Source organism: Lentzea sp. NBRC 102530 (assembly GCF_030269365.1).
In the GTDB taxonomy this organism is placed as follows: Bacteria; Actinomycetota; Actinomycetes; order Mycobacteriales; family Pseudonocardiaceae; genus Lentzea.
This window is the reverse complement of sequence record NZ_BSTF01000001.1, coordinates 854005-866794: the sequence shown is the minus strand read 5'-3', so window position 1 is coordinate 866794 and position 12790 is coordinate 854005. Positions and strand designations below refer to the sequence as shown.

At 69.4% G+C, this 12790-nt stretch carries 10 protein-coding genes; 9 read left to right on the top strand and 1 reads right to left on the bottom strand.

Annotated features, from left to right (window positions below; all coding sequences use genetic code 11):
* Window positions 1-49 precede the first annotated feature (49 nt).
* From QSK25_RS03780 to QSK25_RS03755, 6 genes are all read left to right on the top strand, one after another.
* Window positions 50-1066 carry a LacI family DNA-binding transcriptional regulator gene (locus QSK25_RS03780; protein WP_285632642.1) on the top strand — a complete coding sequence of 339 codons (1017 nt, stop codon included), beginning with the start codon at window positions 50-52 and terminating at the stop codon, window positions 1064-1066.
* 460 nt (window positions 1067-1526) lie between these two features.
* The gene (locus tag QSK25_RS03775; protein WP_285632639.1) at window positions 1527-2810 is read left to right on the top strand and encodes an ABC transporter substrate-binding protein; all 1284 of its coding nucleotides are present in this window, start codon (window positions 1527-1529) and stop codon (window positions 2808-2810) included.
* 20 nt (window positions 2811-2830) lie between these two features.
* Window positions 2831-3769, top strand: a complete 939-nt coding sequence (locus QSK25_RS03770; RefSeq protein WP_285632636.1) for a carbohydrate ABC transporter permease — start codon at window positions 2831-2833, stop codon at window positions 3767-3769.
* A complete protein-coding gene (locus tag QSK25_RS03765; protein ID WP_285632633.1) occupies window positions 3769-4581 on the top strand; it encodes a carbohydrate ABC transporter permease in 813 nt (270 codons plus the stop codon). The genes QSK25_RS03770 and QSK25_RS03765 overlap by 1 nt, the downstream gene beginning before the upstream one ends.
* 2 nt (window positions 4582-4583) lie before the next feature.
* On the top strand, window positions 4584-5960 hold the full coding sequence (locus QSK25_RS03760; RefSeq protein WP_285632630.1) for a GH1 family beta-glucosidase: 1377 nt from the start codon (window positions 4584-4586) through the stop codon (window positions 5958-5960).
* A complete protein-coding gene (locus QSK25_RS03755) occupies window positions 5957-6979 on the top strand; it encodes a LacI family DNA-binding transcriptional regulator (protein WP_285632627.1) in 1023 nt (340 codons plus the stop codon). The genes QSK25_RS03760 and QSK25_RS03755 overlap by 4 nt, the downstream gene beginning before the upstream one ends.
* Window positions 6980-7161: 182 nt before the next feature.
* On the opposite strand, the gene QSK25_RS03750 is transcribed toward QSK25_RS03755, so the two are convergent.
* On the bottom strand, window positions 7162-7719 hold the full coding sequence (locus tag QSK25_RS03750) for an NAD(P)H-dependent oxidoreductase (protein WP_285632624.1): 558 nt from the start codon (window positions 7717-7719) through the stop codon (window positions 7162-7164).
* 86 nt (window positions 7720-7805) lie between these two features.
* On the opposite strand from QSK25_RS03750, the gene QSK25_RS03745 reads away from it, so the two are divergent.
* The 3 genes from QSK25_RS03745 (at window position 7806) to chvE (ending at window position 12778) form a co-directional block, all read left to right on the top strand.
* Window positions 7806-8405 (top strand): TetR/AcrR family transcriptional regulator, encoded by a 600-nt coding sequence (locus tag QSK25_RS03745; protein ID WP_285632621.1) that lies wholly within the window; start codon window positions 7806-7808, stop codon window positions 8403-8405.
* A 132-nt stretch (window positions 8406-8537) separates the two neighbouring features.
* On the top strand, window positions 8538-11108 hold the full coding sequence (locus QSK25_RS03740; protein WP_285632618.1) for a glycoside hydrolase family 9 protein: 2571 nt from the start codon (window positions 8538-8540) through the stop codon (window positions 11106-11108).
* A 584-nt stretch (window positions 11109-11692) separates the two neighbouring features.
* Window positions 11693-12778 carry a multiple monosaccharide ABC transporter substrate-binding protein gene (gene chvE, locus QSK25_RS03735; RefSeq protein ID WP_285632615.1) on the top strand — a complete coding sequence of 362 codons (1086 nt, stop codon included), beginning with the start codon at window positions 11693-11695 and terminating at the stop codon, window positions 12776-12778.
* Window positions 12779-12790: the final 12 nt, after the last annotated feature.

The following is a 12790-nucleotide window of genomic DNA, read 5'->3' as shown; positions in this document are numbered from 1 at the left end:
CTCGTTCCCACCACCGAGATAGCGCTCTCACGGCCCTACGATGGAGCTCATGACGGAGACGCACCGACGCCCAGGCCCGCGCATCGAGGAGGTAGCGCGGCTGGCCGGTGTGTCCAAGTCGACGGTCTCCAGGGTGGTCAACGGCGAGCAGTACGTGAGCGCCAAGTCCCGGGCGGCGGTGGCCGCGGCCATCACCCACCTCCGCTACAGCCCCAACCAGGCGGCCCGCTCCCTGGCGGGCAGCAAGGCGAACGCCGTGGCCCTGATCGTCTCCGAACAGGGCAGCAGGGTCCTGAGCGACCCGTTCTTCGCCGGCGTCCTGCGCGGCGTGCACGCGGAACTCTCCGGCCGGCACGTCCAACTGCTCCTGATGCTCAGCCGCCCGGAGGACCACGACGACCTCATCGCCTACCTGGCAGGGGGCCACGTGGACGGCGCCCTCCTCGTGAGCCTGCACGGCGACGACCCCCTCCCCCACCGCCTGCAGGAGATCGGCCTGCCGGTGGTGGCGGGCGGCCGCCCCCTGAGCACCCCCTCGATCCCCTACGTGGACTCCGACAACTTCACCGGCGGCCTGGACGCCGTGCGGCACCTGGTCTCCCTGGGCCGCACGAAGATCGCCACCGTCGCGGGCCCCAGGGACATGGCGGTGGGCCAGGACCGCCTGAGCGGCTGGCGCCGAGGCCTCAGCGAGGCGAGGCTCCCCGCCGACCTGGTGGCCGAAGCCGACTTCACCCCGGAGAGCGGCGCCAGGGCCATGTCCGAACTGCTGGACCGCACCCCGGACATCGACGCGGTCTTCGCCGCCGCCGACATCATCGCCCTGGGAGCCCTGCAGGTCCTGCAGGCCAGGGGCCGCCGCGTACCGGAGGACGTGGCCGTGGTGGGCTTCGACGACTCGCTCCTCGCCTCCACCGCCACCCCGCCTCTCACCACGGTCCGGCAGGACGTCGAACAACTCGGCCGCACGATGACGTGGCGCCTGCTGGGCGAACTGGCGGGCGATGACGGGCTTCCGCCTTCCCTGCTCCTCCCCACCGCGCTGGTGCGCAGGGCGAGCGCCTGAGGGGCAAGGGCGCCCAGCACAGGGATGCCGGGTCACCGAGCGCCGGGTCACCGAGCGCCGGGCAGCCAAGAACTGAGCAGTGCCCCGAGGGGAACGACGTCGCAGGCGAGCCCGCCAAGACCTGGGCGCCACGCCGAACACGAGGCCACCGTCCTGGCTGAACCCCCGACGGGACCACCGCACCAGGGCGACGGCACCCGCCCCCGAGCCCGGACGCGCCGAGTGCCCACACGAGCACCCAAAGTTAACCCAACCGCCACATTTCCGGGAACGCTCCCAGGTTTCAAAACTGTGACCTAGCCCATGAACCCCGAGGTCACCCGCCCCGACAGCCAGGAAAACCCCTGGCACAGCCCGAAGTGTGTCTTGACACACGTTCGAAGCCGGGACGACACTCCTCCCCGTCTGGGAGCGCTCCCAGAATCCCAGAACCCGCCGCCGAGACCAGAGGAGTTCTCCCGTGCGACACCGTTGGATCAGCGTGCTGATCTGTGCCGCCACCACAGCCGCCGCCACCGCAGCGTGCGGCTCGGGCGGGGCGGCCAACCAGACCGCGGACGGAAAGACCGAGCTGACGATCGCGACGTTCAACGAGTTCGGCTACGAGGAGCTGTTCAAGGAGTACGAGGCAGCTCACCCGGACATCAAGATCACGCAGCGCAAGACCGGTCAGGGCCAGCCGCACCACCAGAACCTCTTCACCAAGCTGGGCGCGGGCTCCGGTCTCGCCGACATCGAGGGCGTCGAGGAGGGCTACCTCAGCCAGTTCATGTCGAAGGCCGGGCAGTTCAACGACCTCAAGGAGATCGGCCCGAAGGTCGAGGACGACCGGTGGCTGAAGTGGAAGACCGAGGCGATCACCACCAAGGACGGCAAGCTCATGGGCTACGGGACCGACATCGGTCCGCTGGCCATGTGCTACCGCAAGGACCTCTTCGAGAAGGCCGGTCTGCCGTCCGACCCCGAGGGCGTCAAGGCGCTCTTCACCAGCTGGGACGCGTACTTCGCGGCCGGTGACCAGTTCATCGCCAAGGTTCCCGGCGTCGCGTGGTTCGACAGCGCCGCGCAGGTCTACAACGCCATGCACAACCAGCTGGAGACCGGCTACTACGACAAGTCGGACAAGCTGGTCGTCGACACCAACGCCGACATCAAGAAGAACTGGAACACCGTGACCGCGGCTGTCGCGAAGGGACAGTCGGCACGGCTCGGCGCGTTCAGCAACGAGTGGAACACGGGCTTCAAGCTCGGCAAGTTCGCGACCAAGACCTGCCCGTCGTGGATGCTCGGCGTGGTCGAGTCGCAGGCCGGTCCCGAGAACAAGGGGCTGTGGGCGGTCACCGACGCGTTCCCGAACGGTGGCGGCAACTGGGGTGGCTCGTACCTGACGGTGCCGAAGCAGAGCAAGAACGCGCAGAAGGCCGCCGAGCTCGCCGCGTGGCTGACCGCGCCGGAGCAGCAGATCAAGGCGTTCAAGGCCAAGGGCACGTTCCCGAGCCAGAACAAGGCTCTCGACGCGCCGGAGCTGCTCGAGCAGACCAACGCCTACTTCGGTGACGTCAAGGCCGGCGCGCTGTTCGCCACGCAGGCCAAGAAGATCAAGGCCGCGCAGTACAAGGGTCCGGCCGACGGCCAGATCCAGGAGACGGTGTTCAGCCCGGCGCTGCAGTCGGTCGAGCAGGGCAAGAACGCCGACGAGGCCTGGAAGACCGCCGTCGAGGGCGCTCAGAAGGCGGCCAAGTAGTGACGGCCACGCTTTCCAAGGTGGACCGCGGGCGAGCGCAGGAGGCTCGCCCGCGGCCTCCGCGGCGCTACCGGCTCTCCAACGCCGACGCCAAGTACTCGCCCTACCTGTTCGTCGCACCGTTCTTCGTGCTGTTCGGCACCATCGGGCTGTTCCCGTTGCTGTACACGGCCTACGTCTCCCTGTTCGACTGGGAGATCGGCGACGACGACCCGCCGTTCGTCGGCCTGGAGAACTACCGGACGCTGTTCACGGACGACCAGTTCTGGAACGCGCTCTTCAACACCTTCAGCATCTTCCTGCTGTCGAGCGCGCCGCAGATCGTCGTCGCGGTGCTGATCGCGGCGCTGCTGAACGCGAACCTCCGGGCACGCACCGGGTGGCGGATGGGTGTGCTGCTGCCGTACGTGGCGAGCCTCGTGGCGTTGACGATCATCTTCGGCAACCTGTTCGGCCCGCAGTACGGCCTGGTGAACGACGTGCTCGGGCTGCTCGGCATCGACCCGATCGACTGGCAGGCCAGCACGTTCGGCAGCCACGTCGCCATCGCGTCGATGGTCAACTGGCGGTGGACGGGCTACAACGCGCTGATCATCCTCGCCGCCATGCAGGCGATCCCCCGGGACGTCTACGAGGCCGCGCTGGTGGACGGCGCGAGCGCGCTCAGGAGGTTCTTCAGCATCACGCTCCCGATGCTGAAGCCGACGCTGATCTTCGTGATCGTCACGTCGACCATCGGCGGGTTGCAGATCTTCACCGAGCCCAAGCTGTTCGAACCGTCCGGCGGCAGCGGCGGTGGCACGGAGCACCAGTACCAGACCGTGGTGCTCTACCTGTACCAGTCGGCGTTCCAGGGCTTCGACCTCGGGTACGCCTCCGCGATCGCCTGGGTGCTGTTCCTGGTCGTCATCGCCGTGGCGGGCCTCAACTTCTTCCTCACCAGGAGGGCCGTCAAGTGATGCGACGACCGTCCTTCGCGATCTACGGCTTCCTCGCCGCGTTCGTGCTGGGCTCCGCTTTCCCGTTCTACTGGTCGTTCCTGGTCGCGAGCCGCGACAACTCGGTGCTGACGGGCGACTTCACGCTGGTCCCCGGCGGCAACTTCTGGACCAACGCGACCAGGGTGTTCGACACCGTCCCGTTCTGGAAGGCGCTGGGCAACAGCTTCATCGTGTCCGGCACGGTGACGTTCTCGGTGGTGCTGCTGTCGACGCTCGCCGGGTTCGCCTTCGCCAAGCTGAAGTTCCGCGGCCGGGGCGTGCTGTTCCTGTTCGTGGTGGCGACGCTCGCGGTGCCGACGCAGCTCGGCATCATCCCGCTGTACATGGCGATGGCCGAGTTCGGCTGGGCCGGTGAGCTCGAGGCCGTGATCGTGCCGAACCTCGTCACCGCGTTCGGCGTGTTCTGGATGCGGCAGTACCTGCTCGACGCCATCCCCGACGAACTCGTCGAGGCGGCGCGGATGGACGGCTGCAGCCTGTGGCGTGCGTTCTGGCACGTGGCCCTGCCCGCCGCCCGGCCGGCCGCCGCGATGCTGGGCGTGTTCACGTTCATGCAGTCCTGGAACGACTTCCTGTGGCCGTTGGTGGTGCTCAACGCCGACAACCCGACGCTGCAGGTCGCCCTGGAGAAGCTCCAGAGCGGTTACTACGTCGACTACTCGCTCGTCCTCGCCGGGACCACGCTCGCGACGGTTCCGGTGCTCATCGTGTTCCTGGTTCTCGGGCGGCAGATCGTCGCCGGTGTCATGCAGGGCGCCGTCAAGGGGTGAAAATGGAGAACATTGTTTTCCCGCAGGGTTTTCTGTGGGGAGCCGCGACCGCCGCGTTCCAGGTGGAGGGCGCGACCGACGTGGACGGTCGCACCGACTCCATCTGGGACGAGTTCTGCCGGCAGCCCGGCAAGGTGGTGGGCGGCGACTGCGGTGAACCCGCCGCCGACCACTACCGGCGCTTCGAGCAGGACGTCGCCATGATGGCGGACCTGGGGCTCAAGGCCTACCGCTTCTCGATCGCCTGGCCGCGGGTGCGGCCGGACGGCGGGAAGGTCAACCAGGCGGGCCTCGACTTCTACAAGAGGCTCGTCGACTCGTTGCTGGCGCACGACATCGCGCCGTGGCCCACGCTCTACCACTGGGACCTGCCGCAGAAGCTGGAGGAGGTCGGCGGCTGGGCGAACCGCGACACCGCGTTCCGCTTCGCCGACTACGCGGCCGCCACCGTCGAGGCGCTCGGTGACCGGGTCTCCACCTGGACGACGATGAACGAACCGTGGTGCTCGGCCTTCCTGGGCTACGCCGGGGGGATCCACGCGCCGGGCCGCACCGAGCCGGAGGCCGCCGTCGCCGCCGTGCACCACCTGCTGCTCGCGCACGGCCTCGCGACGGACACGATCCGTTCGGCCCAGCCGGACGCCAAGGTCGGCATCACGCTCAACATGTACCCGATCATCCCGGTCAACCCGGACGACCCGGGTGACATCGATGTCGCGCGCCGGCTCGACGGCCTGCAGCAGCGGATCTTCCTGGACCCGTTGCTGCGCGGGGAGTACCCGGCCGACATCGTCGAGGACCTGGAGCCGTTCGGGTTCAGCGCCCACGTCAAGCCGGGCGACCTGGACATCATCTCCGCGCCGCTGGACATGCTCGGTGTCAACTACTACACCGAGCACTACGTCAGCTCGACCCCCGACGGCGACGCCGGTCCGTCCCCGTGGGTCGGTGTGCAGCACGCGTCGTTCCCGCCCAGGGACGCCCCCATCACCGACATGGGCTGGGAGGTCAGGCCGGACGGGCTCACCACCGTGTTGCTGCGGGTGCACAACGACTACCCGCGGCTTCCGCTCTACATCACGGAGAACGGCGCCGCGTTCCGCGACGACTTCTCCGGCACCGGTGCCATCGACGACGTCGACCGCACCGGCTTCATCGCCTCCCACCTCCGCGCCGCACACACGGCGATCGAGGCGGGCGTCGACCTGCGCGGCTACTTCTGCTGGTCGCTGCTGGACAACTTCGAGTGGGCAGAGGGGTACGCGAAGCGGTTCGGCATCGTCCACGTCGACTACGACACCCAGATCCGCACGCCGAAGATGAGTGCGAGGTGGTACAGCAGGGTGGCCAAGGACAACGCGCTGGTCGCCGTCTCATGACGGAGGGCAGGAGTCGGCGCCCCGGCCCACGCATCGAGGAGGTCGCACGCGTGGCCGGGGTGTCGAAGTCCACCGTCTCGCGGGTGATCAACGGCGAGAAGTACGTGAGCGAGCGGTCGCGCCAGGCGGTGCACCGCGCGATCGCCCTGCTCGGGTACTCCCCCAACCACGCGGCGCGCACCCTCGCGGGCAGCAAGGCCAACGCGATCGCGCTGGTGATCTCCGAGCTCGGCAGCAGGGTGCTCGCCGACCCGTTCTTCGCCGGGGTCCTGCGCGGGGTGCACGCCGAACTGGCGGGGCACCACGTGCAGCTCCTGGTGATGATGAACCAGCCGCTCGACGGTGAGGACCAGATCGCCTACCTCACCGGCGGGCACGTCGACGGCGCCCTCGTCGTGAGCCTGCACGGCGAGGACCCGCTGCCGAGGACGTTGCACGAGACGGGGCTGCCCACCGTGGTGGGCGGCCGTCCGCTCGTGGGCGGCTCCGTGCCGTTCGTCGACGCCGACAACTTCACCGGCGCGCTGGAAGCCGTCCGGTACCTGATCTCATTGGGACGCCAGAAGATCGCGACCATCGCCGGGCCGCACGACATGGCCGTCGGCATGGACCGGCTGAGCGGCTGGCGCTGCGGGCTCGCCGAGCACGGCATGGCCGTCGACCTCGTCGCGCACAGCGGCGACTTCACGCCCGAGAGCGGCGCGCTGGCGATGCTCCAGCTGCTGCGCCGGGCTCCCGACCTCGACGCGGTGTTCGTGGCCGCGGACATCATGGCGCTCGGGGCGTTGCGGGTGCTCCAGGAACGCGGCTACCGGGTGCCCGGCGACGTGGCGGTGGTCGGGTTCGACGACTCCGTGCTCGCCTCCACCGCCGTGCCGCCGCTCACCACCGTGCGCCAGGACGTGGAGGGCTTCGGCCGGACCATGACCTGGCGCCTGCTCGCGGAACTCGCCGGCGAGGAGAAGCTGCCGCAGTCCGTGCTGCTGCCCACCTCGCTGGTGCGCCGCGCGAGCGCCTGACCGAAAAGTCCCGTCCACACCACCGGAGCCAGCTTCACGTTCCCCCGCCGCATGCGGGGGCCCCGCGTGCGCTCAGCGTGAACAAAAGCTCCCCGCGTGCACTCCAGCAATGTGAAGCGCGCTCGCGAAAGCCGACAGGACTTCTGGCCGAGTGCTCAGGGCAACGCCCCTTGGCCGGACGGTCAGACCGCGGCGGTCGCGCGGGCGGCCAGGCCCTCGATCACGCCCGACAGCTTCTCGGTGACCTCGGGGTCGTCGACCGGGTGCAGCTCGGCGAAGCGCACGACCGATCCGGGGATCGACAGGGTCAGGTCCTCGGCGGGCACGCCACCGGCGATCCGGACGGCCTTGCGGGCCTCGTCCTGCGCCCACACGCCGCCGTACTGGCCGAAGGCGGTGCCGACGACGGCCACCGGCTTGCCCGACAGGGCACCCGCGCCGTAGGGGCGCGACAGCCAGTCGATGGCGTTCTTCAGCACGGCGGGGATGGTGCCGTTGTACTCGGGCGACACGAGCAGCAGCGCGTCCGCGTCCGCCGCGGCCTCGCGCAGCTTCGTGGCGGCGGCCGGGACGGTGCCCTCGGCGTCGATGTCCTCGTTGTAGAACGGGATGGTGCCCAGGTCCTCGAACAGCCCGATCTCGACGTGGTCCGGGGAGATCTGGACCGCGGCCTCGGCGAGCCTGCGGTTGTGCGAACCCGACCGGAGGCTGCCGACGAGGGTGAGGATGCGGACGGCCATGACGTGACTCCCAGGTGCAGACAGTGGTGGAACGAATACACCCTAAACGGGACGCGGCCCGGTTATCTTCCGGCTAGGCTGCGGAGGTGATCGACAGCACACCGATCCCCCTCGCCGGCCCCGAGGGGCGCCTGCGCGCCGACGCGGTGCGCAACCGCGCGTTGCTGCTGGACGCGGCCGCCAGGATCGCGGCGGACCGCGGCGCGGCGGCGATCACGATGGAGTCCGTGGCGACCGAGGCCGGCGTCGGCAAGGGCACGGTGTCGCGGCGCTTCGGCGACCGCAACGGGCTGCTCCGGGCGTTGCTCGACCACGCCGAGATCCAGTTCCAGCAGGCGTTCCTGAGCGGACCGCCTCCGCTCGGCCCCGGCGCGGACGCGGCGGCGCGGCTCAGGGCGTTCGGCCCGGCCCTGCTGCGCCACGAGCACGCGCACCTCGACCTCTACCTCGCGGCCGAGCCGCCGCCCGACCACCGCTACGCCGTCCCCGCCAACCGGTTGCGGCACCGGCACGTCGCACTGCTGCTGACCGAGGTCCTCCCGGACGCGGACGCCGGCCTCCTCGCCCACACGCTGCTGGCGTCGGTGGAGGTCGTGCTGGCCGACCACCTCGTCCGCACGCACGGCATGCCGCTGGAGCGGATCGAAGCCGGGTGGCACGACCTCCTCGACCGCCTTCTCGGCTGACACCCGGTTCACGTCGAGTCGAATCCTGCGTCGAACGACGCACAGGCCTTGCCGCCTTCGGCCGAGTCGTCCTACGGTCGCCTGGGAGCGCTCCCAGAAGCCCTGTCGACGTGGACGGAGACCTTCAAGACCATGAGATCGCAACCCTCTCGCCTGCTCGCCGCGACCCTGCTCGCGACGCTCACGGCGGCCTCGCTCCACGCTTCGGCCGCGGCGGCGGACTACGAGCGCGTGCTCAACGGAACGTTCGACACCGGCGCCGATCCCTGGTGGGCCGGCGCGGGCGTGACGAACCGGGTCACCGGCGGGGAGTTGTGCGCGGCCGTCACCGGCGGCACGACGAACCCCTGGGACGCGCTGATCGGCCAGAACGGCGTCCCGTTCGAGACCGGCCAGTCCTACACCTTCTCGTTCGACGCCCACGCCACGACCGCGCAGCCGATCACGGCCGCCGCCGGCGAGAGCGTCAGCCCGTACCGCGGGATCGCGAGCCAGCAGTTCACGCTCTCCGCGACCAAGCAGCGGTTCTCGTTCACGTTCACATCCACTTTGGACTTCCCGGACGCGGGCAACGGCCAGGTCGCGTTCCAGCTCGGTGGGCAGCCGGCCGACAACACGATCTGCGTCGACAACGTCTCGGTGGTCGGCGGCGTGAAGCCGCCCGGCGGCGTGAACCCCAACCCCGCCAAGAAGGTCCAGGTCGACCTCGTGGCGTACGTGCCGGGCCTGCCCAAGCGCGCGACCCTCGTGTCCGCCGCCACCACCCCGCAGACCTGGACGCTGAAGAACTCGGCGGGCACGGCCGTGGCCACCGGTCAGAGCACGCCCAAGGGCGCCGACGCGACGTCCGGCGACCAGGTGCACCAGATCGACTTCTCGTCGTTCGACACGGCGGGCACCGGCTACACGTTGTCGGTCGGCGAGGACACGAGCTTCCCGTTCGACATCTCCGCGGACCCGGTCAAGCGGCTGCGCTACGACTCGCTCGCGTTCTTCTACCACCAGCGCAGCGGAACGCCGATCGACGCGCAGTACGTCGGCGAGGAGTACGCACGCCCGGCAGCACACCTGAACGTGGCGCCGAACCAGGGTGACAACAACGTGCCGTGCCGCGCGGACCTCGCCTGCGGCTACACGCTCGACGTGCGCGGCGGCTGGTACGACGCGGGCGACCACGGCAAGTACGTGGTCAACGGCGGCATCGCGACCTGGCAGCTGCTGAACGCCTACGAACGGGCGTCGCGGGTCGGTGACGCGACCGCGTACCGCGACGGGTCGATGAACATCCCGGAGAAGGCCAACGGCGTGCCGGACCTGCTCGACGAGGCCCGCTGGGAGGTCGACTTCCTGCTGAAGATGCAGGCGCCGGACGGCATGGCGCACCACAAGGTCCACGACGCGAACTGGACCGCGCTGCCCACCCGTCCCGAACTGGACGACCAGCCGCGCCGGCTCTCCGCGACCAGCACGGCCGCGACGCTGAACCTCGCCGCCGTGGCCGCGCAGGCGTCCCGGCTGTGGAAGGGCATCGACCCGGCGTACTCGGCGACGTTGCTCGCGTCGGCCCGCAAGGCCTACACGGCGGCGAAGGCGAACCCGGCCAAGCTCGCCGACCCGAACGACGGCACCGGTGGCGGCGCCTACAGCGACGACACGGTGAGCGACGAGTTCTACTGGGCCGCCTCGGAGCTGTACGCGACGACGGGGGACGCCGCCTACCGCACCGACGTCACCGGCTCCACGCACTACAAGGCCGCGAGCCTCAACCGCGGCGGTTTCCACTGGGGCGGCACGGCTCCGCTGGGCGACATCACCCTCGCCCTGGCACCGAACGGCCTGCCCGCCGCGGACGTCTCGGCGATCAAGACGGCGTTCGCCGCCGTGGCGGACCAGCACCTCACGGCCATGGCGGCGATGGGCTACGCGGCGCCGTACGACAACAGCACCGCCGGGTACGTCTGGGGCTCGAACTCCACGGTCCTGAACAACGCCCAGGTGATCGCGCTCGCCCACGACTTCACCGGTGCCGCGAAGTACCGCGACGGCGTGTTCGAGGCGCTGCACTACGTCCTCGGCCGCAACCCGCTCAGCACGTCGTACGTGGCGGGTTACGGCGACCAGGCGATGACCAACGCCCACCACCGCTTCTGGGCGCGCCAGAACGACCCGTCGCTGCCGATCGCGCCGCCCGGTTCGCTCTCCGGCGGCCCGAACAGCGCGTTGCAGGACCCAGTGGCGCAGCGGCTGCTCACGGGCTGCCCGCAGCAGAAGTGCTGGGTGGACGACATCGGCGCCTACTCGGTGAACGAGGTGGCGATCAACTGGAACTCCGCCCTCGCCTGGGTCTCGGGCTGGGCGGCGGAGAAGTCCGGCACCACCACGACGCCGAAGTCCGACTGCGAGGTGAGCTTCAGCGCCGGCCGGTGGAACGACGGCCTGTCCGCGCAGGTGAAGATCACCAACACCGGTGCGGCCGCGTGGACGTCGTGGCAACTGGGGTTCGCGCTGCCCGGCACGCAACGGGTCACCGCGGGGTGGTCCGCGACCTGGGCGCAGACCGGCCGGGACGTGACGGCGGCCAGCATGTCGTGGAACGGGAAGGTGGACCCCGGCAAGTCGGTCCACATCGGATTCAACGGATCGGGCTCCGGAGCCGATCCGGCCGTCTTCGCGATCAACGGGAAGACCTGCCGGACCGTCTGACCCGCACCAGGGATGTGCGCCCGTCGTCACCTGAGGTGGCGGCGGGCGCACCGCTTTTCCGGCGACAGCGGCCGTGTCGCCACCCGAGGTGGCGGCAGACGCGCAGCGTTTCTGGTGACAGCAGCCTCGTCGTCACCTCAGGTGGCGACAAGCGCACCGCGCTCGCGGCCACAGCGGCCCGCCGTCACCCGAGGTAACGGCAGACGCGCGGCGTCCCCGGAGACAGCGACCCCGCTAACACTTCGGGTTGCGACACGCGCACCACACCTCCGGCCACAGCGGCCCGCCGTCAACCGGAGTAGCGGCAGACCCGCAGCGTCCCTGGCGACAGCGACCCCGCCAACACCTCGGGTTGCGACAGACGCACCACACCTCCAGCCACAGCCACCCCGCCACCACCCGAGGCGGCAACAAACGCACCACACCTCCAGCAACAACCGCCCCGCTCCCGTTCGGGAACGCTCCCTGTGAGCGTTAACAGGTACGACCTGGCGTTATCCAGATGGAACTTGACGGCCCAGTTGTTAGCGATAACACTCGCCGCCTACAGCACTGTTGCCTGTCGGTGCCATCGAGGAGAAGCAATGAGGCTTGCCCGGATCGCGGCGACCACCGCACTCGCCATCGCCCTCGCCGCGTGCGGTTCAACGGAGAAGACAGTCGACCAGCAGACCACCTCGGGGGAAGGCGCCCTGGTCGGCGTCACCATGCCCACCCGGTCGTCCGAGCGGTGGGTCCGCGACGGCGACAGCCTCAAGAAGTCGCTCGAGGCCAAGGGCTACAAGGTCGACCTGCAGTACGCAGAAGACAGCATCCCCACCCAGGCCAACCAGATCGAGAACCAGATCACCAAGGGCGTCAAGCTGCTGATCGTCGCCTCGATCGACGGCAAGTCCCTCAGCTCGCAGTTGCAGCAGGCCGCGGACGCGAAGATCCCGGTGATCTCCTACGACCGTCTGCTCCTCAACACCCCGAACGTCGACTACTACGCGACGTTCGACAACTTCAAGGTCGGCGTGCAGCAGGCGAACTCGCTGCTGGCCGGGCTGAAGACGAAGGGCGAGGGCCCCTTCAACATCGAGCTGTTCGCCGGGTCGTCCGACGACAACAACGCGACGTTCTTCTTCAACGGCGCGATGTCCGTCCTCCAGCCGCTGATCGACCAGGGCAAGCTCGTCGTGAAGTCGGGCCAGAAGGACTTCAACACCGTCGCGATCCTGCGCTGGGACCCGGCCACCGCGCAGAAGCGCATGGAGGACCTGATCACCTCGACCTACGGCAGCGCCAAGGTCGACGGGGTCCTCTCCCCGTTCGACGGCATCTCGATCGGCATCATCTCCGCGCTCCGGAGCAACGGCTACGGCACGAACGGCCAGGCGCTCCCGATCGTGACCGGCCAGGACGCGCAGGTCGCCTCGGTGAAGTCGATCATCGCGGGTGAGCAGTACTCCACGATCTTCAAGGACCTCCGCCAGCTCACCGACGTCGCGTCGAAGATGGCCGACTCGCTGCTCAAGGGCTCCAAGCCCGAGGTCAACAACACCACCGACTACAACAACGGCGTCAAGGTCGTCCCGTCGTTCCTGCTCCAGCCCGTTCCGGTGGACAAGGCGAACTACCAGAAGGAACTCGTCGACTCCGGCTACTACACCGCCGACCAGCTCAGGTAGTTCACGTGTCCG

Excerpts from the sequence above, each read along its gene's own strand:
- QSK25_RS03780 (WP_285632642.1), top strand. The coding sequence starts at position 50 with ATGACGGAGACGCACCGACGCCCAGGCCCGCGCATCGAGGAGGTAGCG.
- QSK25_RS03765 (WP_285632633.1), top strand. The coding sequence starts at position 3,769 with ATGCGACGACCGTCCTTCGCGATCTACGGCTTCCTCGCCGCGTTCGTG.
- QSK25_RS03760 (WP_285632630.1), top strand. The coding sequence starts at position 4,584 with ATGGAGAACATTGTTTTCCCGCAGGGTTTTCTGTGGGGAGCCGCGACC.
- QSK25_RS03755 (WP_285632627.1), top strand. The coding sequence starts at position 5,957 with ATGACGGAGGGCAGGAGTCGGCGCCCCGGCCCACGCATCGAGGAGGTC.
- QSK25_RS03750 (WP_285632624.1), bottom strand. The coding sequence starts at position 7,719 with ATGGCCGTCCGCATCCTCACCCTCGTCGGCAGCCTCCGGTCGGGTTCG.
- QSK25_RS03740 (WP_285632618.1), top strand. The coding sequence starts at position 8,538 with ATGAGATCGCAACCCTCTCGCCTGCTCGCCGCGACCCTGCTCGCGACG.
- chvE (WP_285632615.1), top strand. The coding sequence starts at position 11,693 with ATGAGGCTTGCCCGGATCGCGGCGACCACCGCACTCGCCATCGCCCTC.